At 72.6% G+C, this 24,431-nt stretch carries 30 protein-coding genes; 8 read left to right on the top strand and 22 right to left on the bottom strand.

All coding sequences use genetic code 11. The features are described 5' to 3' along the window. Positions 1-20: 20 nt before the first annotated feature. The 22 genes from HNR08_RS17320 to HNR08_RS17425 form a co-directional block, all read right to left on the bottom strand. A protein-coding gene (locus HNR08_RS17320; protein WP_183834765.1) for an IS3 family transposase occupies positions 21-1,282 on the bottom strand; the annotation gives its coding sequence in 2 pieces (ribosomal slippage) (positions 21-934 and positions 934-1,282; 1,263 coding nt in all). Between the two features lie 202 nt (positions 1,283-1,484). After that, positions 1,485-1,694: a hypothetical protein gene (locus HNR08_RS17325; RefSeq protein ID WP_146839222.1), complete on the bottom strand. Its 210-nt coding sequence runs from the start codon at positions 1,692-1,694 to the stop codon at positions 1,485-1,487. Next, complete coding sequence (locus HNR08_RS17330) at positions 1,691-1,906, bottom strand: hypothetical protein (RefSeq protein WP_146839221.1); 216 nt, start codon at positions 1,904-1,906, stop codon at positions 1,691-1,693. The genes HNR08_RS17325 and HNR08_RS17330 overlap by 4 nt, the downstream gene beginning before the upstream one ends. Beyond that, complete coding sequence (locus tag HNR08_RS17335) at positions 1,903-2,100, bottom strand: hypothetical protein (protein WP_146839219.1); 198 nt, start codon at positions 2,098-2,100, stop codon at positions 1,903-1,905. The genes HNR08_RS17330 and HNR08_RS17335 overlap by 4 nt, the downstream gene beginning before the upstream one ends. Positions 2,101-2,169: 69 nt before the next feature. After that, complete coding sequence (locus HNR08_RS17340) at positions 2,170-2,892, bottom strand: hypothetical protein (RefSeq protein WP_146839217.1); 723 nt, start codon at positions 2,890-2,892, stop codon at positions 2,170-2,172. Continuing rightward, positions 2,889-3,545, bottom strand: a complete 657-nt coding sequence (locus tag HNR08_RS17345) for a hypothetical protein (protein ID WP_146839215.1) — start codon at positions 3,543-3,545, stop codon at positions 2,889-2,891. Before HNR08_RS17345 ends, HNR08_RS17340 begins: the two co-directional genes overlap by 4 nt. A 165-nt stretch (positions 3,546-3,710) precedes the next feature. Beyond that, a complete protein-coding gene (locus HNR08_RS17350; RefSeq protein ID WP_146839213.1) occupies positions 3,711-4,520 on the bottom strand; it encodes a hypothetical protein in 810 nt (269 codons plus the stop codon). Further along, positions 4,517-4,921, bottom strand: a complete 405-nt coding sequence (locus HNR08_RS17355) for a hypothetical protein (protein WP_146839211.1) — start codon at positions 4,919-4,921, stop codon at positions 4,517-4,519. Before HNR08_RS17355 ends, HNR08_RS17350 begins: the two co-directional genes overlap by 4 nt. Further along, positions 4,918-5,100 carry a hypothetical protein gene (locus HNR08_RS17360; protein WP_146839209.1) on the bottom strand — a complete coding sequence of 61 codons (183 nt, stop codon included), beginning with the start codon at positions 5,098-5,100 and terminating at the stop codon, positions 4,918-4,920. The genes HNR08_RS17355 and HNR08_RS17360 overlap by 4 nt, the downstream gene beginning before the upstream one ends. A gap of 64 nt (positions 5,101-5,164) precedes the next feature. After that, complete coding sequence (locus HNR08_RS17365; RefSeq protein ID WP_146839207.1) at positions 5,165-5,677, bottom strand: hypothetical protein; 513 nt, start codon at positions 5,675-5,677, stop codon at positions 5,165-5,167. Between the two features lie 10 nt (positions 5,678-5,687). Next, positions 5,688-6,041: a hypothetical protein gene (locus HNR08_RS17370; RefSeq protein WP_146839205.1), complete on the bottom strand. Its 354-nt coding sequence runs from the start codon at positions 6,039-6,041 to the stop codon at positions 5,688-5,690. Between the two features lie 48 nt (positions 6,042-6,089). Next, complete coding sequence (locus HNR08_RS17375; RefSeq protein ID WP_146839203.1) at positions 6,090-6,653, bottom strand: hypothetical protein; 564 nt, start codon at positions 6,651-6,653, stop codon at positions 6,090-6,092. Then, on the bottom strand, positions 6,650-6,961 hold the full coding sequence (locus HNR08_RS17380) for a hypothetical protein (protein WP_146839201.1): 312 nt from the start codon (positions 6,959-6,961) through the stop codon (positions 6,650-6,652). The genes HNR08_RS17375 and HNR08_RS17380 overlap by 4 nt, the downstream gene beginning before the upstream one ends. Further along, on the bottom strand, positions 6,958-7,182 hold the full coding sequence (locus HNR08_RS17385) for a hypothetical protein (RefSeq protein WP_146839199.1): 225 nt from the start codon (positions 7,180-7,182) through the stop codon (positions 6,958-6,960). The genes HNR08_RS17380 and HNR08_RS17385 overlap by 4 nt, the downstream gene beginning before the upstream one ends. Before the next feature lie 26 nt (positions 7,183-7,208). Continuing rightward, entirely contained in the window at positions 7,209-7,454 is a 246-nt protein-coding gene (locus HNR08_RS17390) for a hypothetical protein (RefSeq protein ID WP_146839197.1), read from the bottom strand. A gap of 444 nt (positions 7,455-7,898) precedes the next feature. Further along, a complete protein-coding gene (locus HNR08_RS17395) occupies positions 7,899-8,600 on the bottom strand; it encodes a DUF2637 domain-containing protein (RefSeq protein ID WP_146839195.1) in 702 nt (233 codons plus the stop codon). Next, positions 8,597-8,887: a hypothetical protein gene (locus HNR08_RS17400; protein ID WP_146839193.1), complete on the bottom strand. Its 291-nt coding sequence runs from the start codon at positions 8,885-8,887 to the stop codon at positions 8,597-8,599. Before HNR08_RS17400 ends, HNR08_RS17395 begins: the two co-directional genes overlap by 4 nt. Positions 8,888-8,978: 91 nt before the next feature. Beyond that, the gene (locus HNR08_RS17405) at positions 8,979-9,254 is read right to left on the bottom strand and encodes a hypothetical protein (protein WP_146839191.1); all 276 of its coding nucleotides are present in this window, start codon (positions 9,252-9,254) and stop codon (positions 8,979-8,981) included. Continuing rightward, entirely contained in the window at positions 9,251-10,120 is an 870-nt protein-coding gene (locus HNR08_RS17410; protein ID WP_146839189.1) for a hypothetical protein, read from the bottom strand. The genes HNR08_RS17405 and HNR08_RS17410 overlap by 4 nt, the downstream gene beginning before the upstream one ends. Continuing rightward, the gene (locus HNR08_RS17415; RefSeq protein WP_146839187.1) at positions 10,120-10,575 is read right to left on the bottom strand and encodes a hypothetical protein; all 456 of its coding nucleotides are present in this window, start codon (positions 10,573-10,575) and stop codon (positions 10,120-10,122) included. Before HNR08_RS17415 ends, HNR08_RS17410 begins: the two co-directional genes overlap by 1 nt. Continuing rightward, entirely contained in the window at positions 10,572-11,624 is a 1,053-nt protein-coding gene (locus HNR08_RS17420) for a hypothetical protein (protein ID WP_146839185.1), read from the bottom strand. The genes HNR08_RS17415 and HNR08_RS17420 overlap by 4 nt, the downstream gene beginning before the upstream one ends. A 436-nt stretch (positions 11,625-12,060) precedes the next feature. Next, the gene (locus tag HNR08_RS17425; RefSeq protein WP_146839183.1) at positions 12,061-13,524 is read right to left on the bottom strand and encodes a nucleotide-binding protein; all 1,464 of its coding nucleotides are present in this window, start codon (positions 13,522-13,524) and stop codon (positions 12,061-12,063) included. A gap of 409 nt (positions 13,525-13,933) precedes the next feature. On the opposite strand from HNR08_RS17425, the gene HNR08_RS17430 reads away from it, so the two are divergent. The 8 genes from HNR08_RS17430 (at position 13,934) to HNR08_RS17465 (ending at position 24,430) form a co-directional block, all read left to right on the top strand. Further along, positions 13,934-15,376, top strand: a complete 1,443-nt coding sequence (locus HNR08_RS17430) for an RNA-guided endonuclease InsQ/TnpB family protein (protein WP_146839181.1) — start codon at positions 13,934-13,936, stop codon at positions 15,374-15,376. Between the two features lie 66 nt (positions 15,377-15,442). Beyond that, the gene (locus tag HNR08_RS17435; protein ID WP_146839179.1) at positions 15,443-16,144 is read left to right on the top strand and encodes a hypothetical protein; all 702 of its coding nucleotides are present in this window, start codon (positions 15,443-15,445) and stop codon (positions 16,142-16,144) included. 538 nt (positions 16,145-16,682) lie between these two features. Continuing rightward, a complete protein-coding gene (locus tag HNR08_RS17440; protein WP_146839177.1) occupies positions 16,683-19,382 on the top strand; it encodes a hypothetical protein in 2,700 nt (899 codons plus the stop codon). 50 nt (positions 19,383-19,432) lie between these two features. After that, positions 19,433-20,428 carry a hypothetical protein gene (locus HNR08_RS17445; protein ID WP_146839175.1) on the top strand — a complete coding sequence of 332 codons (996 nt, stop codon included), beginning with the start codon at positions 19,433-19,435 and terminating at the stop codon, positions 20,426-20,428. Positions 20,429-20,461: 33 nt separating this feature from the next. Then, the gene (locus HNR08_RS17450; RefSeq protein ID WP_146839173.1) at positions 20,462-22,009 is read left to right on the top strand and encodes a RecB family exonuclease; all 1,548 of its coding nucleotides are present in this window, start codon (positions 20,462-20,464) and stop codon (positions 22,007-22,009) included. 70 nt (positions 22,010-22,079) lie between these two features. After that, complete coding sequence (locus HNR08_RS17455) at positions 22,080-22,598, top strand: hypothetical protein (RefSeq protein ID WP_146839171.1); 519 nt, start codon at positions 22,080-22,082, stop codon at positions 22,596-22,598. 115 nt (positions 22,599-22,713) lie between these two features. Further along, complete coding sequence (locus HNR08_RS17460; protein WP_146839169.1) at positions 22,714-23,331, top strand: hypothetical protein; 618 nt, start codon at positions 22,714-22,716, stop codon at positions 23,329-23,331. Between the two features lie 76 nt (positions 23,332-23,407). After that, positions 23,408-24,430: a hypothetical protein gene (locus HNR08_RS17465; RefSeq protein ID WP_146839167.1), complete on the top strand. Its 1,023-nt coding sequence runs from the start codon at positions 23,408-23,410 to the stop codon at positions 24,428-24,430. Position 24,431: the final 1 nt, after the last annotated feature.

A 24,431-nucleotide genomic window follows, 5' to 3' on the forward strand; every position in this document is an offset into this window, starting at 1 on the left:
TTCTTGGACACGGGGTGTGATTACGCGGCGATCGGCAGCGTAGCGGCCCGGCGGGCCTCGTAGGCGGTCGGGGACAGGTAGCCGCACCAGGAGTGGCGGCGGCGGGTGTTGTAGCGGGTCAGCCAGCGGAAGACCTGCCGGCGGCAGGTTGGCTCGTCGGGCCAGCAGGCGTCGTCTTGCAGGACCTCGCGCTTGAGGGTGGCGTTGAACGACTCGGCCATCGCGTTGTCGGCCGAGGACCCGACGGCGCCCATCGACTGGGTCACGCCGAGCCTCGCGCAGACCCTGGCGTAGTCCTTCGAGCAGTAGACCGACCCGTGGTCGGAGTGGAACAGCGCCCCGGCCAGGGTGCCGCGGGTCGCGGCGGCGGCCTTGAGCGCGTCTTCGACGAGCTCGGTGCGCATGTGGTCGGCGACTGCCCACCCGACGAGCCGGCGGGAGTGGCAGTCGATGACCGTGGCGAGGTAGAGGTTCGTGCCGTCGGCGATCGGCAGGTAGGTGATGTCGCCGACGTAGCGCCGGTTCGGTGCCGGCGCGGTGAAGTCCCGCTTGAGCAGGTCGGGGTGCTTGCGGCCCGACGGCTCGGGGATCGTGGTCCGCACTCGACGCTTCTTGACGTAGCCCGCGATACCCGCCGCGCGCATCACCCGGGCGACGCGCTTGTGGTTGACCTGCTCACCGGCGGGCGCGTCGTCGTTGAGCTCGGCCGTGACCCGCGGCGCGCCGAGCGTGCTGTCCGCGGCGTGGACCTTGCGGATCCGTGCCTCGAGCCGAGCGTCCGCCGCGGCGCGCTCGGCCCGCGCCGGCGCGCCAGCCTTCCACGCGTAGTAGGACGAGCGCTCGACCTGCACGAGCTCGCACAGTCGCTTCACCGGGTAGGTGGCGGAGTTGTCGGCGACGAACTGGAAGCGACTCACCAGCGCGTCTCCCCGGCGAAATACTTCGCCGCCTGCTGCAAGATCGCCCGCTCGGTGGACAGCTTGGTCGTCTCGACCTCGAGCTCGCGGACCCGGGCCTCGAGCCGGGCGATCCGCTCCTGCGGCGACTCGCCGACAGGCGCCGTCGAGCTCGCCGCAGCGCTCTTGGACCGCAACGGGCTGGGCGTCGCCGACCCGTCGACGGCCGTCTTGGCGCCCGTGCCGTAGACCTCGAGCCAGTGGCGCAGCGTGCCGCGCACGATGCCCAGGTCCGCGGCGATCCCGCGCACCGTGGCGCCCGGAGTGGACTCGTACAAGTCGACGGCCTGACGACGGAACTCCTCGGAGTAGCTCTTCCTGGCCATGAACTGGATCATCTCGCTTCCCCAGCGCGTTGCTGGATTCAGCGTGTCCAAGAACCGGGGTCAGGCCCCTCCCGCCGCGCGCCAGCGACCAGAACGCGTCCGCGGCCCGGCCCAGGTCAGCCTCCATCGACATGCTCCCCACCCCTTCGGTGCGGGCGGGTTCCTCCCGCCCATCGCCACACAGATGTGCGGCACGCCCGGATCAGTCGTCGAGCGCAGCCAGGCGGGCCCGCAGCTCCGCCTCCTGCTCGTCCAGCGCGGCGATTGCCGCCGGGCTCGGCAGCATCGAGCGCGCGCGGCCGATGTAGCGCAGCGCGACGCTGATCTCCTCGCGCTCCGTCAACGCCGGTTCGGGGATGGCGGGCGGACCGGCAGGGTGGGCGGCGAGCCCGTCGGCAGTCAGGCGGGTCATCGTGTCCGCCCCTCGGCGTGCAGGGGGCAGGTGTCCAGGCGGCGTCGGGCACCGGGGTTGGGGATGTTGACGGTCCAGCCGCCTGCCTTGGCGTCGGCGCGCACGTCGCGGGCCAGCGAGAAGGCGTTCGGGGAGTCGAAGAGCGCCGGGCAGCCCCAGCGGCCGTCGCCGTCGCAGTTGATCCGGTAGCCGGTGGTCAGCGAGATGCTCACGAGCCGGTCGCCTCAGCCATCCGGTCCCGGCAGCCGGGGCACAGGTCCACCAGGCGGCCCTCGACCTTGACCCGGACGTAGCCGTCCCCGCGGGCGTACTGGCGGGCCTCGCTGGCGCCGCCGGTCGCGATCGGGGCCGGGTCGCCCCCGCACGGGCCGTCGCAGGCGACGTAGCAGGCCTTCCGGATGGACATGGCGCCGACCTCTTCCCCAGGCCGGTCGCTCCGGCCCTGCCCCCCTGCGTATGTGCGGCAGGGCTCGGCTCAGGTCAGCTGCATCCGGCGGGCCATCGTGGTCAGGGCGGTGTCGCCGCCGGTGACGGACAGCCGCAGGGTGGTCTTGGTGACCGCGCGGGCGAAGGTGGCCAGCAGGTCCTTGGTGGGCGGTGCCGGGTCGCGGCGGGGCGCGTCCACGACGACCCGCAGCCCGGGCCCGGACGCGGCCAGCAGGCCCCACCCGGGCGGGAGCTCGCCGTCACGGACGATGCTGGCGTCGGAGACCACCAGCCACCAGTGGTCGCACAGCGAGGCGAACGCCTCGGCCTTGTCCGGGTCGCGCAGCTCGGTGAGCCAGTCGGCGCGGGAGACCTTGACCTCGTGCCCGTGCAGCTTGGTGCCCTTGCCGGGCCCGACCCCGGGCCACAGGTCCAGCGCCATGTAGTCGCAGATCCGGGCGTTGTAGTGCCCGGCGGCGACCTTGACGTGCTCGGCGCGGGCGTACCGCATGCCGTTCCCTCCGACGTAGGCGTACCGGCGGTTCAGCCGGTCCAGCATGGTCCGCTCGGTCTCGCGGCCCGCCTGCAGTGAGCGGTCCGGCTCGGGGGCGAGCGCCGCCAGGTCCGCGAGCAGGCGGGCCTGGTCGGCATCCAGCATGGCCAGCACCGCGGGTGTGGGCATCATCGAGCGGACCCGGGCGATGTAGCGCAGCGACGCCCGGATCTCCGACTCCGGCAGGTCCGAGCGCGCGTGCCGGGTCGGGCCGCTCACCGGCGGACCTCCCGCGGGTGGGCGATGAGCCAGGCGTGGGCGGCGTCCAGCGCCGCCTCGAGACGGGTCCAGTTGCCCTCCCGTCGGGCGTTATGGACCCTGGTGCGCCAGTGCGGGGCGTACGGCAGCGAGGTCGGGATCCGGGCCCAGCAGGAGTCGCAGCACAGGTCCTCGCCGCGCTTGTCCTGACCGCAGCCCGGGCAGGTGCGCGCCTGCCCGGGTTCGGGCCGCGGGCGCATGGCGGCGCCCTCGCCGGTCAGCAGGTCAAGGGCGGCCTGGTAGGCCTTGGCGTGGCGGGAGCCGGGCCGGGCGCGCCGCAGCCAGCCCGCCACCGTCACGGCGTCGTCGGTGGGGCCGGCGATGAGGGCACCGGCCCCACCGGCCATGCGGATGTTGCCGTGGGAGTCGCGGCCGCAGACGTAGTAGCCGGGGTCGGTTGAGGTCAGGGCGGCGTCGGCGACGACCACGCGCGCCAGGTCCAGGGCTCGAGCCAGGGCGGCCACCTCGGGCTCGTGCAGGGACACCTCCAGTACCGTTCCGGCGACCTCGACCCGAAGGTGGGCGCGGGCCTGCGGGCCCAGGCCGGCGGCGGTGATGGTGATGGCCTGGTCGCCGTCGGCCACCTGCACCGGGTGCATGGTCTGCTCGGTCACGGTCGTTCGCTCCAGTTCCGGTAGGCCGCCAGGTCGGCGGGCGGGACCTGCTCGACCGGGGCGATACGCCAGGTCGGGTGCCGCTGGCGCAGGGTGCCAGGTCGCTGTTGGTGGTGATGATGTTCTGCACGGTGCCGCGCTCGGACAGCACCGCCACCTCCCGGGTCACAGCGTGCTCGCGGGTCGGGTCAGCACCGTGGAGATGGTGTCGCCGGGGCGGGCGATCACCAGGGCGGACCCGGTGCGGCCGACGGCGTGGGTCCCGATCTGCTCCGCGCGCCGGATGACCCGCTCGGTGTAGAGGTCGTCCGGGATGTCCGCGGCGGGCGGGACCCTCCGGATGGCACGCAGCAGCACGTCGGCGCGGGCCGCATTCAGCTGCCGGTCGGCCACGACGCCCCGCAGGGCTGGCATGATTCTGTCGCGCGGGTGGGCGACAGCGGTGCACAGCCACACGAGCAGCCGGGCGACCCCCATCGCGTCCAGCGCGAGGTAGAGCGAGTCGCCACTGGCCATCTGGAGTTGCACCTCGGCGCCCTGACGAGCGGCAGCGGTCACGATGAGGTGCCCAGCGGACCCGTGCAGGTTCAGCCGGACGGCCGCCTGTGCGTGCACCAGCGACGCTCGCAGCAGCGCGATCATCGCCGGGGTCAGCACGAAGGAGGTCTCGTCACCCTCGACGAGGTCGTGCTCACTGGTGCCGTCCAGGTCGAAGGAGACGTGGGCGTACATCCGCTCGTCGAAGCGCCACTGCATGGTGTCGCCGTTGGTGCCGGCCACCACCAGCGGCCCGGGGCGGCGGGCCGCAGTCGGGGCAGGCGGTGGTGTCGGGCCAGGGGCGTCGGTGAGCAGGCGGTGCGCGCGCAACACCTCCGCCAGGTGGGCCAGGTCGACCTCGACCACCTGGGACATGCCGTCGGTGCGCAGCAGGCCTTCGGCGGCCAGCGCGGTCCGGAGCCGGGCGAGGTCGCTCACGGCTGCTCGCCCAGGGCGGCCGCGAGCCGGTCGATGACCGTGGCGGAGACGTCGAACGGGGCCGGGTCGGGGTAGGCGCGGCGCAGGTCCGCCAGCAGCACCCGGAACGGGGCCATCGCGCCCTGCACGTCGGCGCCCGGCTCGGGCAGCTCCGGGGCGGGCTGGGGATCACGGCCCGGCTGCAGCACCTGCCGGTCACGGCGCACGTGCACGCCCGTGTAGGTCTCGACCCGGAAGTCCTCCTCGGCGGCGGCCAGGATCGCCAGGGCGTTCCGCGCCTCGACGGTGGCGTGCGCGCGCAGCTGGGTGATCATCTCCTGCGGGCTCTTGCGCCCGTAGTCGGCCAGGCCGGCGCCCGGCGGCAGCCCGGGCAGGGTGATGCCGGTCATCCGCTCGCTCACGGTTGCACTCCTCGCTGGGTCGGGACGCGGCTGGCCAGCGGGCCCGCCGGGGTGTGGCCGCGGGTGACGCGGGCCAGCTCGGTCATCCGCCGGCGGGCCTGCGGGCTCGGCGTCGGCGACCACGTCTGCTCGACCTCGATGTGCTCTCGGTCCGGGTCCGGTCCGGGCGTGTCGTCCATGTCGCCTCCCGCGCCGCGGGACGGGAACCTCCCGTCGCGCACCCGGCCTATGTGCGGCAGCCGGTCACTCGAGGTCGGCAGGCCGCACCGCGCTGGCCGGGATGGTGCCCGTGCGCCAGAACGCGAGCACGTCGTTCGGTTCCAGCGGCGCGAGGCCCTCGGCGAGGGCGTCGGTGGATCGGTCGTCGGCGACGAAGTAGCCCTGCTGGCCCGCGGCGTCGATGTCCAGGGTCAGGCACAGGTCGCCCACGATCGACTCGATGACGATCCCTCCGGCGCTTCCCGACGACGGCCCGAGCATGAACGAGGCGAGCGAGGCACCGAGCCGTCGATCCGCGAGCTCGACGAGCCGCCCAGCGACGCCCGCAGCGGCAGGCTCGGTGGCGAGCGACCCTGGGCCCCACCAGCCGTCACGAAGCGCGGCGGTGCGGTGCAGCGCCGTGCGCAGGCGCACGATGTCCGCCTCCCAGGGCCAGTGACCGGTGCACCTGCGGAACGTGAAGCCCATGGCGCCGTCGTTGCGCAGGGCACGAACGACGCCCCGGATGGTCAGGCGGGTCCTGGTCGGAGTGGGCATGGGATCCCGTTCAGAGGGCGTCGGTCAGGGCGCGGCCGTCGACGGCGCCGAGGACCGCACGAACGATGTCGAGAGCGCGGGCGGTCACATCCTCGACGTCGGCGAAGGAGTCCAGCAGGCCGTTCACTGCCGCGCCGGCGGCAGCTTCGAGGTGCAGAGCAGCGGCCGGCGGCACGTGCACGAAGACGGGGTCGGCGACTGTGACCGGGTCGGCGAGCAGGCCGTTGGGCAGCTCGCGGCGCCAGGTCCCGCGCAGGGCACCGGAGTCGTCCGCGGTGAGCTCGAGCATCCCGCGCGCGGGCAGGTCCTCCGGCTGCGGGGCCTGGGCGGACAGCAGGGTCACGGCGAGGTTCGGGTTGGTCATGGTGGTCTCCTTCTGGGTCGCGGTGCGTCCGGCAGATGTGCGGGGCCTTCACAGGCCGTCGATCTCGGGCATCAGGACGACGGTCTCGGCGAGCAGGAGCGAGACCTCGCTGATGGCCTCGTTCCAACCGCTGGGTCGCTTCCCGGTGCGGTCGGCTAGGGCGGCGACCTGTGCCATGGCCGTACGGACCGACCGGTTCAGGCGCTCGAGGTCGGCTGCACCCGCGACGGGGAAGTCGGTCAGTGCGGCCCGGGCGGCAGCGGCGCGCGACGCTTCGGCATGCAACGAGCCGGGGTGTGCGCCGGTGCAGGCGATCTGCTCGGCGGTGCGCATCCCCGCGAGGAAGGAGTCCGCGACGTCGCGCAGACCGCGCTCGACGTCGAACCGGCCGGCGTGCAGGACCTCAGCGATCCGCTCCGCCTCGGCGGTGCGCGCCGCTGCCGCCACCTCCAGTGTCACCGGAGACAGCGCACGCAGCAGATCCGTGCGTGCGATCGTCGCGATGAACGGACCGCGGCCGTCGTCGGGGTCGATCCGAAGGTCCAGCCCGTCCGCGTTGAACGTGAGCTCCACGCTGCAGTTGCTCATCTCGTGCCCGTCGGCGTTGCTCATGCGGCCCCGTACTGCCCCTCGAACCACGCTTCTTCGAACTCGGCGAGAGTCGGGCGCGGGTGGTGCGCCCAGAACTCCAGGAGCTCGGCCGAGGCGTGCTGGGTTGCGGTGGCGCGGTTCGCGCTGAACAGCTGGGAGGGCTCGACCCCTGCTCGTCGCGCCGCCGCGTTCAGCAGACGCCCGCGGCAGGCAACCTCCGCAGCGTCGACGTGTGCGGTCAGGGTCGCGCTGAACTCGCGGTGCATCATCTGCCACTGCCTCGCGGCCGCGGCGAAGATCGGGCCGGTCGCCGTCCTGGCGCGCCTCATGGCTCCTCCACGTTGTCGTCGGTGCTGAAGAGGGACTCGGTCACGTCGTCGCCGGTCGCTGCCGGCTGTGGTCGGCGGTTCGCGTGCGAGCACATGCACGACCAGCCGGAGCCGGCGGGTCGGTGGTGGTCGCAGTCGCCGACCAGGCACCACCCGCAGGCGGGCCCGGGCGCCTCGACCGTGGCGCCGTCGGCGTCAGGGGAGTCCTGCGGGCAGCTCATGCTCAGCAGATGTGCGGCACGCCCGCTCAGCCGTCGGTGAACTCGATCAGGACGTAGCGGTCGAGGTGGGCGGGGATCGCGCACGCGTACGCGACGGCCCTGCGTGGCGGCGCCTCGACGGCGAACCGTGGCTCGCCGCGCAGCGAGTCGTCCAGTCGGCGGACGGCGACCGCCGGGTCACGCAGTGCGGCGCGGACCGCGGCCTCGACGTGCCATGGGCCGCAGGCGGTGCCGTGCGGCCGCGGGCACGTGCGAGACCTCAGGCCAGCCACACTCACCGCACAGCGGGATCAGACCCGGATGCTCGCGTTCGGGCACGGAGAACCCGTCGTCGCACGGCGTGCCCTGCGGAACCGTGCACACGCAGCTGGGGTCGCTGCACGCGGCCTCCCACTGCCCGGGGCTGTGCATCGTCATCGGGCGGCGGACTCCAGGCGGCTGCGTGCTCGCATGCCCGCCGACGGAGATCGGGGACTGCTTGTGGTTCATGGCGATGGGATGTGCGGCACTGGCGTCGGCGGGGAGTCGTCGTGGCGCCCGTACTCGGGGTGGTAGGTGCGCGTGAACGTGGTGCCGTCGGTGCAGCACACCTGGACCCGAACGTCCGAGTGAGTGTTCGCAGCCAGGCGCGCTGCCTCGACCATCGCGTCGGCCTGCCTCAAGTCCCAGCGGGAACGGGTGGCTCTCACACCGTGCGGATGTGCGGCAGCCCATCGCTAGACGGAGGTGAGCTCCCCGCGCAGCGCGGCCAGCCGTCGCCGGCCGGTGGCAGCGGAGACCCCGAAGGTCTCGGCGAACATCGCTCCGGTCGGGTTGAGCCCGGCGCTGACCTGGGCGTCGTACCAGGCGCGCGCGGCCTCGTCGGCGACGGCCTTGGGTGCGCCCGGGCGCCGCGGCGCGGGGCTGTCGGGCGTTGAGCCGGCGCCTGCGGGTTCGGACGGTGCGGCGGGCTGCTCGATGCGCCGCCGAACGGGGCGAAGACCGGTGAACGCCCCGGGGGAGACTCGGTCGGCGAGCAGGACGCTGAGGTGGGTGGCGCCCACGAGCGCGAGCGGCGGGATCGTCGCGACCGCGACGGCGACGGGGCTAGGGACGTCGGTCTGCGACAGTGCGGCGTGGACCCCGTTCGCCGCCACGGACACCACAACGCCGCCGATCAGCAGCCCCCACGGGTAGGCCGAAACCACGGCGCTGTGCCCGCGCAGGGCGAAGACGGCGACGGTCGAGACCAGGATGACGCCGTCGACGACCAGCGGCCACACCCACACCTGCTGGTCGGGAACGCCCGCGCGGCATGCGAGATCGGCGAGAGCCTCGAAGGACAACCAGAACGCCCCGGCGGCGATCAGCGCGGTGCCGATGAGCGCGCTGATGAGCGCGGCGCGCGCGACCGGACGCGCAGAACGGGCCCTGCTCATCGCAGCTCGGTCGCCGCCATCATGCGCCTGGCGGCGATCGCGAACTGGGCGTCGTGCACCAGGCTGATCGCTCCCTCGATCAGCCCTTGGGTGACGGCGCCGTACAGCTCGGTGACCACCGCCGACATCGCGACCGGACCGAGGGCGTCGCCAGCCAGCGCCTGGACCAGCAGGATGAGCTCGCGTTGCAGGTCGACGTCGCCACGGGCGCTGTCCAGGTCCGCGGCGAGTGCCCCCTGGGCATGCGTGTATGCGTGCCGGGGCAGGGGCGTGGGGTCGGTGGTCAACGCAGGCGTCCGTCCTTCCTCACGGTCGACGGAACCGCCGACCGACGCTCACAACCGCGGGCTGAGCGAGGACATCACACCATGTGCGTGCTCACGGGTGCGCGTCAACGGCCTGCTGAAGTAGCGGCGCGATGTGCGCGGCGTCGCGCTCACCGCCGGCATCGAGATGCTCGACCACGCGATCGACTGCGCGCAGTACGGTCGCCGGCTCGGCCTGCCCGGTGAGCGCGTGCACGAGTGCGATGAGACGTTCCTCGCGCACCCTCTCCCAGACGGCGACGTCCTCGTGCAGCACTGCGGAGTCGAGGACGTTCTGCGCGGCGAAGACGTCCGCGACGATGCGGTCGGCCATGGTGATGCTGCTCATGCGGGCTCCCTCGTGTCGCGGACGCCGAACTCGTTCACCAGGACGCGCACGGCCAGGTCCTGGGCGGCGGCGATGAGCTCGGCGGTCTCCGCGACGCGCATGCCCATCAACGCCGCGACCTCGCTCACGGGCCGCGGCGCTCCGATCGCCTCGTCGAACGTCGACCCCAGCCACGCGCCGAGCACGCGCGCGAGACGCTCGTCGGTCTCCATCGCGCGCGCGATCGCGACCGTCAGGAACTTGCGCGCCTCGTGCGGGGCGAGCGGCGCGTCGGAGTGCATCCAGACGGGGGCGTCGTTCTCCTCGGGCAGCAGCGGCACGTTGGTCGGCTGCTGCAGGTCCTCGACGGTGGAGATCATGCCCTCGCGCTTGGCGTCCTTGCGCTTGGCGCGCATGCGGGCGTTGGTGACCTCGACGATCTGCTCGGGGGTCGGTTCGGCGTTCAGCTCGGCCCGCAGTGCGGCCTGCGTGCGGTTGAGCTCGCGCTGGCGGCGGGCGAGCGACGTGGTGCCCGAGGGCTTCTCACCAGACTGCGCCCCGTCGGCGTAGGAGCGCATCGCCGCCTTCGTGTGGTGGTAGAGGTACCCGTTGAACGCGGTGATCCGATCCATCCGGGTGGGGTCGGCGATGATCGCGTTGCACAGCATCGTGAACTGGGTCTCGACGATGCCGACGGCGTCGTCGCCGTGCACCATCGGGTCCAGACCCGCGATGCGGCACAGCTGAAGAGCGATCGAGCGCATGTCGGGCAGCTTGCTGCGAGCGAAGTCGTTCAGCAGTCGGGCGCGAACGTGCCCATCGGCGGCCACGATGGCCTCGAGCGCCTCACGCTCGGGGTACTGGGCTGCAGGGTCGGGGCTCGACATCAGCGGGTGAGTCCTGTCTGGGTGGGAGACGTCTGGGGCGCGAAGGGGAACCCGCGCCACGGCGGGCCGATGTCGCCGTCGTTCAGCGCGTCGGTGAAGGCCAGGACGCGCGCCCCCCGGGTCCGGGGGTCCACCAGCCACGCGACGGTGAGGCGCCTGTCGGTGCGGGGCTCGCCGAGCAGGACGCGCAGGCGCGTGACGGCTGCCGAGACGCGGGTCTTGCCCCACTCGGGCTGGGCGCCGAGCAGCTGGGTCAACGAGATCCGCAGCAGCGCGCTGCCGTCGGGCGCGCACGCCGCGGTGATGACGTCGTGCACGTTGAGCAGGCCGGTGGCCACCGACGTCAGGTACTCGGCGCGGCGCCGGTTGGCGTTCGTGCGCGCCGCTGCGGCGACGGCTGGGTCGGCCAGCGCACCTCCCGACGGCCGCGGGGCCGGAACCGTGCGGGTCGTCATGACGCCCGCCTGAGGTCCGCGTTCAGCGCGCCGGCCAGGGCCCGGCGCGAGCGCGCGGCGAGCTCGGTGACGTCACTGGTCGCGTTCTCGGCCCGCGCGAGGGCGAGGGCCTCGACGTCGACCGCGGTGCGTGCGGTGGCCGCTCGTGGCTCGCGCGCTGCGGAGGCGTTCAGATCGGCGCCGGCGGACAGGGCGCGGGCGGCCCGTCGCATGGACAGGAAGTCGCGCGGGTGCGCCTGGCGGTAGGCGGCCACGACCTCGTCCAGGCTCGCGCCGGGCATGGCGCGCTGGACCGTGCGGATCTTGCGGCCGATCGGCGGGTCGGAGATCGCGCGTCGCACGTAGGCTTCGGCGGCGCGCCGCAGGTCGACGGTCAGGTAGTGCAGGGGGTCGACCCGCACGAACGCGGCGGGCGCGAGCGACCTCTCGATGATGCGGTCGACTGCGCCGGGGGTCTGGCCGGTTCCGAGGAGCATCGCGTCGCGGACAGTCTCCGTGCTGGTGGCATCCAGCACGGAGTGCACCGATCGCAGGCCGAGGACGTCCCGGGTCACTGTGGCGACGGCGGCGTCGACGGCCTGCTCGACGTAGCGCTCGAGGCTCATCCGGGCCTGCCAGCGCGAGGTGTCGGCGCGCTGGAGGAGGGCGGCGCGGGCGGCCTGGGTGTCGGGGCCGTGATCGGTCGGTGCGAGGTCCGCGCAGCCCTTGATGCTGTGGACCCCGTGCTCCGTGACCTGGACGGTCAGCACGCCGGTGACCGCGTGGCCCAGCCCGGTCGCGGACCACGGCAGGTGGTGGGTCCCGGCCGGAAGTGCGACCAGGTGCGCGGCATCGGGCCAGGTGACCCGCACGGGCATGAGCATCGTGCGGCCGTCGGCGCGCACTGCCTTGCGCCCGATGCTGATGGCGGGGGCGAGCCACAGCCACGCGGGAAGTGCGACGAGCCGGCGCCCGGTCTGCGGCGTGGTGGAGGACGGCTGCTGCAGGAGGTTCTCGAGGTGGCCGCACCACGCGTCGATCCACTCGTGGCGTGCGCTGGTTTCGCTCACCGCTTCCTCCTGAGGGCATGAAGGGTCAGCAGCGCGGGCACGACAGGGCTCGCCGCGAGGGCGGCGTGGTCCCACAGCAGGGCGGCGGCGACGATGGCCGCGGCGAGCGCGAGTGTGGCGACCGCAGCTGTCGGGACTCGGCTGCTGTCCGGTGCGGGGCTGTGCTCCGCGGATGTGGGCTGTCGGCGAGTCGGTGGCTGCGGCTCCGGCGACGTGGTCGAGTCAACCCCCGGGGGTGCAACCCGAACGTCCCAAAGGTCCCAGACGGCCCCAGCGGGGATCTCGGGCTCCGCGCTCTGGTCCTTCGCCGGGTGGCCGGGGGTCATCCGTAGCGGGCGCTGTTGCACAACTTCCCACGGACTGGGCTCCTGGGTGGCGGGAACACGCCGTGTCGGCCCGAAGAGGTCCTCGGCGCGATCCGGTCCGCTTGGGCCTGTCACCTGCCGAGCCCCAGGAAGCCGCGGCGGCGCTTGGCCGTCTTCACCTCGACGTCCTTGGGTGCGAACTCCTCGAGCCCGGTCACGGCGAACAGCACCTGGTCGAGCACCGGGGCGAGCACGGGGTGATCCCACGGCACCTCACCGGCGTTGGTGGCAGCGATGATCGCCGGGTCACGCATGACTCGTCCCCGCACCCAGCCGAGCTTGCCGAGGTGGTCCATCGTCCGCTGCTGGGGGTAGTCGATCTCGGCCGGCACGTCGTTCAGGACGATGCTGATGTTGTCCACGTCGACGCCGGCGTCCCGGAAGGAACGGATCCTCGAGGACAGGTTGTCGATCGACACGGGCACGAGGTTGGTGATGCCGACCATGTGGGCGTACTGCTCCAGAGCGGGGACCCACACGTCGTCGAACAGGCCGGAGGTGTCGTCGCTCTCGGCGATCTGGGTGTCCACCACCACGAGGTCTGCCATCGAGCGGGCGGCCTGGAGCACCTCGGAGTAGACCGCGGACGTCACGACGTCCCTGTCGGCCATGCCGTCGAGCGGCGCGAGCGCGACGGCGAAGTGGATGCGCTCGAGGCCCGCGGGCCGGTAGGCGGCGATCTGGTCGGGGAGGACGAGCACGGACTCGGCCGGGGCGCCGGCGGCCACGTCGTAGACGGTCGGCAGTGGTGCGCGGGACAGACGCAGGTAGCCTCGCAGGTCACCCTGCCCGCGGTTGCCGTCCAGAACGGCGACGCGGAGCTTGGCGAGCCGGGCGGCCCGCTCGCCGAGCGCCAGGGCGTAGGTCGTCTTGCCGACGCCGCCCTTGCCTGCGATGGGGAGCACCGTGTGTGCACCGGCCACGGGAGTCGGCACGGTGGCGCGCGCGGTGGCCTGCGAGGCCGCGGGGGTGGGTGCGGAGTCGGGCTGATGCACGGCCGGCGGTGTGCGAACAGCGGTGCGAGCAGGTGCTGGAGCGGGGGCGGCGGGGGCTGGGGCCGCGTCCAGTGAAGCCGGCGCGAGGCCGGAGGCTGCTGGCATAGTCGCGGGGTCCGCGGCTGGGGTCGCCTGCGGCGGCTCGGCCACCATCACCACGCCGTCGGGGGCCACGAACGCGTCGCGCAGCGGCTCCGGGCAGGCCACGCCGACCTCGGCGAGCAGCTCGGCCACCATGACCGGGGCGGCGAACCGCTTGGCGCGTGCGGTGTTCCCGCCGATCGGGGACGGGACCGGACCCAGGCCGGCGGCGACCGGGTCGAGCTGCACGATGGCTGCGCGCGGGCGCGTGACCCACTTCTCCAGCCAGGGGGTCTGGCCGGGGCCGGCGTAGTCGCCCACGATCAGCGCCAGCTCGGGGTGGGCTCGACCCGCGGTGGTGATCGCGGTCGCCGCTGTGCGGAAGTCCGGTCCGCCGACGCTGGCGACGCCGCACGCCTCGAGCGCTGCGTGCAGGCTGGGCAGGTGGAGCAGACCCACGACGGGAGAGGTGGGGAAGGTCGTCACACCATCCCTACGCAGGGGCGTCGGGGTTTGGTGTCGCCGCGTGCGCTGAACCGCCCGGACCCGACAATCGCCGTCGCTAGGGTGTGCCGAACAACTGTCGCTGGTCGGGCCGGCGTAGGAGGAGTCCGATCCGGGCGGGCATGCCGCGCCCAAGACGCTCGTCGCGACACCTCGGCGTACTCCCGCCAGCCAGTGCTCAGAGCAGGGATGTCCGCCGCAGCTGGACGTACCGAAAGACGAGATGAGCGATGGGCCGCTAGGCGGTGTCGGGCAGGTCCGACGCCAGGAGCGCTGTCGTTCGGGCCGGTCACACGGACGACATCCCGCAGACCAGCACTGACATCCTCGGCCGTGTCAGTGCAGCTCGATAGCGTGCGTGTCGATGACTCGGCATACGACCTTCCAGCTGGTGGCCGCCCCCACCGCGGAACAGGCGCGTGCGTTGACCCGCCATGAGGGCGCCGCGCGGTTCGCGTTCAACCAGGGCTTGCGTCTGCACCTGGACGCCCGCCGTACGGCCAAGCGCGACGATGTCGAGGACATCGACGCGGTGAAGGTGCCGTGGACCGGGTTCGACCTGATCAACGCGCTCAACGCGTGGAAGAAGACCGAGGACGCCGGCCGTAGGTTCGTTGTCGGCACCGACGGGACCGTCGAGCTGGAGGTCACCGGTCTGGCGTGGCGGTCGCAGGTCAGCGCGCAGGTCTTCGAAGAAGCTGTCGTGGACCTCGGCAACGCCCTCAGGGCTTGGACCGACTCCCGGCGCGGAAGGCGCGCCGGTCGGTCGATCGGACACCCGAGGTTCAAGAAGAAGAACCCGGAGCGCGGCTCGTTTCGGATGCGGAACAAGACCTCGAAGACGAAGACCGGCGTACGTCCCACGATCCGCCTGGGTGAGAATGGCCCACGCTCGGTCACCCTGCCCGGTATCGGTGCCATCAAGGTCCACGACGACACCCGACGGCTGCGTCGCCTGCTCGCTACGGGCCGGGCGCGGATCTTGTTCGCGACGGTCTCACGGCGCGGGGGACGGTGGCGGATCTCGCTGACCACCGAGGCCGCCGACCTCCACCCAGCCGGCCGCCACGAGCCGCGTGCCGACGCCGACCGCGGCGGTTGGGCAGGTGTCGACCGAGGCTTGCACGCGCCTGTCGTCGTCGCCCTGGCCGACGGCACCAAGACCCTGCGCATTGACGAGGCACCTAAGGCGCTCAGCACCTCGCGAGCGGTCACCCGCCGGATGCAGAAGTCGGTGTCTCGCAAGGTCATGGGCTCGGCGAACCGCCGGTCCGCCGTGGCGCGGCTGGCCCGGCACCACGAGCGGGTCCGTGCTCGCCGTCACTACTTCCTGCACCAGGTTTCGAACCTGCTGGTCAAGACCCACGACCGGCTCGTGATCGAAGACCTCAACATCACCGGCATGCTCGCCAATCACCGGCTCGCCGCGGCGATCTCGGATGCGGCCTGGGGCGAGCTCGCCCGCCAGCTGCTCTACAAGCAGGCCTGGCGCGGCGGGACCGTGCTGACCGCGGACCGGTGGTTCCCGTCGTCGAAGACCTGCTCGGCCTGCACGAACGTCAACCAGACGCTCACGCTCGCTGACCGGGTCTTCGTCTGCGAGAGCTGCGGGCACATCGTCGACCGCGACCTGAACGCCGCGATCAACCTCGCCACCTGGGGCGTGCGCAACTTCTCCCAGGTCCTGGACCCCGAAGCACGAGGCCAGGTCACCAACGTCCACCGACGGGGAGGCTCTGGCCCGCGCATCCGCGCGAGTGAAACCGGCCCGGATGACGTGGAAACCCTCACCGTCACCGCGGCATAGGGACGTCCGAGAAGGACGCTGTCGAAGGACCCGCCGAGGTTGTTCGACAGGCTTTAGGGTGTGCCCGTGAACAACCCGTTGGCGCTCCCCGCGGCCTGGGCCGCAGCCCTGTGCGAACCGCTCATCAGCACGCGACGGCGCGCCGACCTCGATGCGGCGATGCGGCAGCGGGCCACGGAGTCGCCACGGTGGGCGGTCATCTTCTTCGCCGGCATGGTCTCCGACCAGATCCAGACCCTGCCCGCCGAGGACCCCTGGCGACACCTGTCGGCCCGAGCCGGCGACCTGACTCGGTGCGACGTACCTCGCCCTCCGGACAGCACCGGGGCAGTCTCGGGCGGCGACGTGTTCGGCCAGCCGAGCCAGGGGGAGGACCTGGTCGACCTTTCCCCGGGCGACCCCGGCGCCGAGGTGACCAGCGCAGCCCTCGCCGATGGGCTCGAGCCCCCTGCTGCAGCTGTGCTCGCGTTCGCCGCCGACGGCTGGCGGGCGGCCGCCGGGGCGCTCGAGGAGGTGCTTGCGCAGGGGCATGAGGTGTTCGAGATCGGTGCCGACGCGCTGCGCTGGGCCGTCTGGCGCCGGCGTGCCTACGTGGGAGCCGACGACGACCTCACGATGCTCTCGGCGATGCAGTGGGCGTGGCGCGCGCAGGCCCTGAGCGAGGGCGGCGCGCTCGACCTCGCCGAGTCCGAGACGACCATGATCGCCACGACGCTGGCCGACTACGCGGTCGCAGCTGGCGAGTACGAGCGGTACCGGCTGCGCTGACCCGACCGGGGCGCCGGCGGCCCTGTTACGCTCGCCGTCCCTCGCTCCGAAACCCGCTCGGGCGCGACGAGCGTAACAGCCGAATCAAGCCCGGAACATGTCCGGAATGCACTGCTTAGTGGTGGTTTGGTGGTTCCGGCGAGCCCTGCGGGCGGCGCGCTCCGCAGAAGGCCAACCGCGCGCCACGGGTGTTTGCGCAGGTCAGAGGCCGATTTCAGGCCTGCGGAGCAACGGGCCCGATTCTCGGGTGCACCCCCTATGGGATATGGAGATACTCACTCTCTCGGCCTACCTAAGGGGTACCCCTGTGAGAGGGCGATGGGGGTGTCTATGTGTAACCCCCTTATGTGACTACGAATACGTCTCCGTTACTCCGTTACCCCCCAACAGGGACCCACGGAAACGAGGCCTGACCTGCACGGGAGCAGCCCGGGGTGCAACGGAGCGCCCTGCGGTCGCCCTGCGGGACTGCGGGGGAGGGCGAACTCGCCGCACATCTACCGGGAGCACCAGCCCTGCAACCCCCGGAGCTCCCGCCATGACCGTGCCCACCGCTTCCGTGCACCGCCTCAACCCGAACCACGAACAGATCCTCGCCCGGTCCGGGATCACCCGGGAGCAGGCCGAGAAGTGGGGCGTGTGGAGCTGCTCGACACCGGACGGGCTGGCCGGCACCGACCTCGACCACGACGGCAACCGCGGCAAGACCGGCCTGGTCTTCCCGCTGCGCCGCTCCGACGGCTCCGTCACCTACCAGATGCGCGTCGACGACCACCTCGTCGACGAGGCCAAGGGCGTGCGCAAGTACGCCCAGGCAGCCGGCGTCGGGGCCATCATCAACGTCCCCGAGATGATGGCCCCGCGCGTCGGCAAGGTCAGCAAGGTCTTCGTCGTCGAGGGCACCAAGCAGACCATCGCTGCCTCGCTCTACGCGCCCGAGGACGTCCTCGTCTTCGGCATCCAGGGCGCCCGCAACTGGTCCAAGGACGGCATCCCGCTGTCGGTGCTGTGCGAGCTCGTCCCGCAGGGCTCGGAGGTCTGGCTCGGCTTCGACGCCGACTGGCAGACCAACCCGGACGTGTGGGCCGCGGCGAAGTACCTCAAGGGCCACCTCGAGGACGGCGCCGGCGCCGGCAGCGTCAAGGTCGTCGTCATGTCCTCCGGCGGCAAGACCGGCCTGGACGACTTCCTCGGGTCCAACCCCGACCCGACCTCGCGCCCGGCCATGCTCGCCCGGCTCATGGACAAGGCGACCACGAGCCTGGGGCGCAAGCCCGCCGCCCGCAAGCAGTCCGCCGCCGTCAAGGTCGACGAGGCCCTCACGGTCGACCTCGAGGCCGGCCGCATCATGAAGGTCGTCAAGGGCACCGACGGCTTCGGCAACGAGGTCACCCGCAGCGAGGTGGCCCTGTACGCCGCCGCCGAGATCATCGCTTCCGAGGCCCACGTCGACGAGGAGACCGGCGAGACCGCCGACCAGATGCTCACCCTGCGCGTGCACGTGCCCATCTCCGGGCAGGACAGCCCCTCCAAGTTCGTCGTGAAGAAGGTGAAGTCCTCCAAGCTCGCCGACATCGGCGGCTGGCTCGACCGCCTCCCGCGGGGCATCGGCGTGCCCATCCCGCGCTCGACCAAGCCCGACGACGACATCGCCAACTCCATCCGGGCGAACTCCACCGCGATCGAGTCGGTCACCGTCGTCTCCCACACAGGGTGGACCTTCGACCCCGAGACCGAGCTGTGGCGCTGGTGCGACGGTGTCGGGGCGATCGGCGCCGAGGACAAGGTCGCGTTCCTGCGCGGGGAGCCCGCCTCCAGCGACTTCCGGGCCATCGACCTGCCCAAGCCGGCCACCACGGCCGCCGAGAAGGCCAAGACCCGCGACGCGATCAGCGCCCTGATCTGGTCCCGCGACCACTTCAACGACGACAAGAAGTTCAACTGGGACGTCGCGGTGGCGGCCTGGGGGCTGGCCTTCCTCGGGATCACGCCGCTGGCCTCGCTGTGCTACTTCGGTCCGCCGGCCTCCGGCAAGTCGACCATCGCCCAGACCATCGCCTCCTCCCTGAACAAGCTCTGGGCACCCAACGGCGCCGCGATGTCGACGTTCAACGCCCGCCCCGCGGGCATGGACCTGCTGCCCGACGGACTGCGGCACGCCTTCCTGCACGTCGACGACCTCAAGCCCGAGGCCGACTCCCGCAAGATGACCGACGCCCTGGCTGCCTTCGACGCCCTGCTGCGCCGCGCACACGGTTCCGGCGGCGCGGTGCGAGGCACCGTCGACAAGGCCGCCGACCGGCTCGGCGTGCGCAAGGTCGACGCCGCCTCGCCGATGATGATCATCACCGGCGAGGAGATCCCCACCGGGGAGGGCTTCGCCGAGTCCGGCCTGGATCGCGCTCTGTTCATCCAGGTGCTGCCGCGCACCCAGCTCAAGGACGAGAAGGCCCTGTCGGCCCTGACCCGCATGGCCTCCTCGGGCCTGCTGCGCCACGCCACGACGGCCTACCTGCAGTGGATCGCCGCGCAGATCAACACCGCGGACGTCGACGGCGTGGGCGAGATCCCCGCCGAGCGGCGGTTGGACGCCTGGAAGGCTCACCTGGACGCCCAGCGCCAGTCGATCAACTCCAACGACGAGCACGCAGACGACCTCTCGCTCAAGAAGCGTCTGCCGGCCGAGTTCAAGGTCTCCGACCGCGCGAGGATGCTGGTGGCCTCGCTCGTGCTCGGCTACGAGAACGTGCTCGCCTTCGCCTGCGAGGCCGGGGTGGTCACCGACGAGCAGGCCGGGGAGCTCTGGGACCACTTCGTCGACGGCATCGTCGAGGCGATCAAGACCCACACCCGGGAGGTCATGGGCGGCAACGCCACGCCATCCGAGCGGGCGCTGACCGCTCTGCGTAACGCCGTCTCGTCCCGCGAGGTCACGCTCAACCCCGACGAGCCCGGGAACAAGCCGCTCATCGGAGAGGTCCGCGCCTCCAGCCACCCCCAGCGGGTCATGGAGGTCGAGGGCACCGCGGTCATCATCAACCACGCCGCGGCCGCCAAGGCCCTGCGCTGGAGCGGCGGAGCCCGCGCCCTGCAGAGTGCGCTCGCCGACGTCGCCGTGGCGACCAGCACCGGGCAGACCACGCGCACCCTGACCATCAACCGCGCCCGCGTGCAGTGCATGGTCATCAGCGAGGACGTCTGGGGGCCGGTCGACGAGCCGACGGCCTCGTCGTTCTGAGCCGTGCCGCACATCTGCTCCTCGACGCTGACCGTGCGGAAGGAGGCTTGGTGAGCACCAACGGCACGTGGGCTGCCCGTCGCGCCGCCTCGCGCTACGGGTCAGGAGCCGCCCCAGCGATCCGTGCGCTGGGGGCGACGACCCCCAGCGCGGCCGCTGTCCTGGCCGAGGTTCCGTTGCCGTACACCGCCGACACGATCGCGCCGCCGGTGGTCCCGCTGACGAAGTCCGAGCCCGTGCGCGTCGTGGCGAAGGTCGTCGACCTGCGCCCGCCGGAGCAGGTCGACGCCGAGCGCGCTTCACGGCGGGCGCAGCAGGAGGCGTTGCGAGCCGAGACTCCCGACGACATCCCCGACGAGCCGGCGCACGAGATGGCCCCACCCGTGCCGTCCGCCGACGACGAACCGGCGGACGGTGAGCTGGCACCGCAGACCGACGGACTTGTCGTGCTCGCACTGCGAGACCTGCCGACCTACCCGCCGCACATCATGCGGGTCGGGGCCGGCCCGCTGCCCGAGTGGTGCGGAACCCGTCCGCTCGGAGTCCGCTGGGCTTCGGGCTGGTGGACCGACGCGGGCCCCCTGCCCGCCAAGGCGAAGGCCGCGCCCGAGGGAACCTCCACCGCCCGAGTCGCCCTGCCGGGAGACGCCGCCGGCGCCTGGGCTCGGCTCGAGGGGCAGACGAACGACGGCTGGGCGTGGGTGCTCGCGCTCGACGTACAGGGCGACGTCGTCGGTGCGTTCCACGTCCCGAGGGAGCGGCGCGCCGGCCTGCTCGACGCCCTCGGTGCCCAAGACGCCGGCACGCCGCCCGAGGACGACTGGGTGCTGCTCGCCGGCGAGCGCTTCAACGGCGAGCCCGCGTCCGCGGAGCGCCCGGCCATCGAACCCGCCCAGCCCATCACCGGCTGCCAGCCGTCCGGGCACGCCGACGTCGACGACGTCGACCCCTGGGCTGGGTCGCTGCCGGAGGCGGAGTGCGACTGGGCCGCATCGAGCGGCGAGTACCTGGCCGAGGACGGCTGGGCCCTGCCCGGGGCGTTCTGAGCTCCGGTGCCACCCGCCGCACATATGCACTAGGTGAGCAACCCGGAGCTGATCTTCCAAGGCGATCGCCTCGCCTGGGACGCCGGACGCCTCGTCATCACCGACACCACCCTGCTGGGCCGCCTGGACAGGCCGTACCTGTCGGCGTCCACCGCGAAGGCGATCCACTCGTGCCCGGCCAGGCTGGTGGGGGACAAGGCGCTCCCGCGCGGCTTCGACCTTCTCGGGGCACCCGAGAGGGGGACCGCGGCGCACCTGGTCCTGGAGCGGCTGTACGAGCTACCCCCGGGGCAGCGCGACCGGCAGCACGCCATGAAGATCCTGACCGACCTGGTGCTGCTGGAGCCCGGCCCCGACGAGGTCGACTACGCGGCGGCGCTCGGCTCGGACCCTGTGCGCTACGCCACGTGGATCGCCTCGGTCACCAACGCCTTCCAGGGCATCTTCGAGCTGGAGTCGCCGCCCGCGGTCGAGGTGTGGGCGCGCGAGCTGCGCCTGGACCGGTTCGAGGTCGCCGGCGTCCCGTTCAAGGGCTTCGTGGACCGCATCGACGGCGACCCCGACACGGGCCTCAAGGTCATCGACTACAAGAGCGGCAAGGTGCCCAAGCTCCAGTACGGGGACGACCACGGCGACCAGATGCGCCTGTACGCCGAAGCGCTCCTCGCCGGCCTGGGCCACACGGTCGCCGCCGCGCAGCTGCTCTACATCGAGAAGGTCGTCAGCCGGGACGTCGACCTGTCCCCGCAGGCGATCGACAACACCAAGCGCGGGTTCGTGCGGTCCTGGGAAGACCTGCGCGGGTACGTGGAGCGCTCGGCGTTCCCGGCCAAGCCGTCCGCGCTGTGCGGCTGGTGCCCGCTGGTCAACTCCTGCCCGGTCGCGCGCCCCGCGCGCAACCCGGCCGACCCGCGCGGCAGCAAGCCGTCCGCGATCGACCTGGGCATCCCGACCCTTCGGGCCGGCGGGCGCCCAGAGCCTGTGCCGGTACCGGCTGCGGCGCCGGGCGCTTCGGCGGCGGCCGCTGCCGCACATACGTCATCCAGGGACGCGCACCAGGGCGCAGCCCACCGGAGCGAGGAGGACCCCATGACCAGCCGCACCCGAGGTGCTCGCGAGGAGGCGAAGCAGTGGGAGTCCACCGTCAACGGAGAGCTGAACCTCGCCTCGTACGACGCCATCGGCACCATCGGCCTGGCCAGCTTCGCCACCGAGCTGCTCGCGGAGCGTGAGGCCGACCTCAAGGTCCACGGGCTCGCGATGAACCCCGCCACCCTGCGCGCGCTCACCGCGGCGCTCGGCCGGATCGTCCTCGCGGTCCAGTCGGACATCACGGGCGGCTCGCGGTCCTGGGCGGAGGGCTCGAACACTCGCGTGCGGGGCGCCCTGCGCTCGGTGATCGGTGCGCGCCCGCTGCCCATCGGCGCGGACGGGGCCACCTGGGCGGAGTGGGAGAAGCGGGTGTTCGCCTTCACCCGCGCGATCGTCCAGACCGGCATCGACCTGTTCGACGGGAAGCTCGCCGAGGAGCCCCTGACCGCCCTGCTGCCGGCCCCCGCCGCCCCCGCGAAGGCCGCCTGAGACCCGCACCGGCGCGGCCCTTCCCGCGCCGGTGCGCCACCCGACCCCTCACGAACGGAAGAGAGAAACCATGGCCACCGACGTCAAGACCGAGGACATCATCCTCGCCGCCATCACCGCCGCCGGCCCCATCCCGTCGCGCAGCACCGGCGAGGTCCACAAGGGCACCTGGATGGCGCGCGTGCGGGACCTCGCCGCCGAGATCACCACGTCCCTGAGCCCGGAGTCCTCGCTGTCGAAGCTGGTCGAGGAGTTCAAGAAGGCCGAGAAGCCGTTCACGGCCATCCTGCTCGGCGGCAACGTCGAGGAGCGGACCGGGCGCGCGATCATCCGCTTCCGCTCGCTGCGGAGCAAGGACGAGGGCGAGGACGAGGAGGTGCGGACCAAGCACCTCAACACCGCCGACGGCGCCCGGATCTGGGAGCACGCCAAGACCCTCAAGCACCACAAGGTCGTGATCCACAAGTTCCTGGAGGAGAAGGACGGCAAGCGCTACCGCCTCCTGCTCCGCCTGGACGACCTCGGGCCGGCCAGCGCCGAGGACCTGGCCGCCGCCGGCATCCAGGTGCCCCAGGCCTCCGCCGCCTGAGCCACACAGGCACCCGGGCCGCCGCCCACCTTCCCCCTGCGCTGGGTGGCGGCCCGGGTCTTCGGCGCATGTTGACCCGCTGACCAACCCCCACACGACCCGAGGTGCCTACGCCATGACGTACCCCACAGCATCCACCCTCGACGCCGACTCCCCGGACGAGGCGTACCCGTCCGAGGAGTCCGACGAGGGGATGGCCGAGCTCGACACCGCCCCCGTCGACGAGGGGGAGGACCTCGACCTCGACGAGGAGGAGGTCGACGATCCGTCCGCGAACTCGTCCGTGCCCGGCTCCGTGCCCGGCTCCGCCCACCGGGTGGGCCCGAGCAAGGCCTCGGTGCGGCGCGTCGGGGCCAAGGTCATCCAGCTCCAGGGCGCCGACGACCAGGACCTGATGGTGCTCGCCTCGCTGTACGGCGTCGAGCCCGACCCGCTCGAGGTCACCGTCGCCGTCATGACCAGCGACCGGTCCGCCCTGATGCCCGTGCGGGACCTCACCGACATCGCCAAGGCCACCGGCTTCGCGGCGATGGTCACCGCCCAGGAGAAGGGTCGTGGCCGCATGAAGGCCGTCCACGCCCTGCTCACCGCGCTCGGCGGTGCGTCGACCGGCAGCCTGAACGGCAACGACGCGAAGGCCTCGATGGTCATCGCCCAGGACGTCCTCGCCCTGCCGAAGTCGGCCAAGGAGTCCCTCGACCGCGTCCTGGACCTGGCCCGCCGCACCTCCTGAACCCGGGCGACGGGGGCTGCCCGCACGGGTGGCCCCCGCGCCCGCCAACTCCGCACGGCACTACCGGAAGGGCGACATGCCCAGCAAGAGCAAGCGCAAGGGATCCGCCCCCGACGTTTGGCAGGACGCCGCCGAGCTGCCGCGCGCCGGCCTGCCCGACGAGCGAGCCCGTAGCCGCGCCCACCGCCGGATGACCCGGTACGCGATGGTCTCGATGGTCTCGCTGCCCCTGCTGATCGTGCTGACCGCGCTGGCCGTCATGAGCACCCTGAGCCGGCAGGAGACCCCGCCGCCCGCCGCGGAGTCGGCGCCGGCGACCCAGCCGCTGGCGATGGCCGCGGTCGAGAACTGGCTCCACGAGGACCCCGCGCCCCTGCCCGGAGCCAGCCTCCTGACCTGGGAGGACTACGAGGTCCTCCCTCTCGTCGTCGACACCTCCACCTCGCAGCCCGACCGCACGCGCCGCGAGGCCCACACCCTGCTCGTGCGGTCCCACGCCGGCACCCTGCTGCGCGTCCAGGTCATGATCGCGGTGTCCGAGGAGGGCGGGCAGGCCGTCGTCGGCGCTCCGTCGCTGAGCGCGACCGCCGGGACCGACCAGGACCTCACCGGGACCGCGCTGTGGTCGGGGCTGCAGACCGACTCCCCGTCGCCGGACGTGGCCAAGGCCATCGACACGTGGGTGGCCGCGTACACCAGCGGTGACCCGTTGGCGCTGCGCCAGGCCGTCGGCGACCCCGACGCGAACCACACGTACCTGCCCCTGTCCGGCCTGACCGGCGCGAAGGCCACCACCAGCGTCGGCGCCTGGCTGACCGAGGGCGACGGTGACTCGGCCGTCCGCACCGGCGACATGGTCGTCTCGTTGACGATGACGTTGCCCTGGACCGGTGTCGTCGACGACGCCGGGCGCCTTCCTCAGGCGTCGTTCGACCTGCTCGTCACGGACGCCGACACCGCGGCACCCCGCGTGGTCGCCTGGGGCGGGCCCGGCACCGGCCCCACGCTCAGCGCCTACGGCAACGCCGTGCTCGGCTCCGTCGCCGAGGCACCCGCAGCCGTCGCGACGACCGCCCCCGACCTGACGACGGAGGGCTGAC

The sequence above is a fragment of the Cellulomonas hominis genome (assembly GCF_014201095.1).
Lineage (GTDB): Bacteria > Actinomycetota > Actinomycetes > Actinomycetales > Cellulomonadaceae > Cellulomonas > Cellulomonas hominis.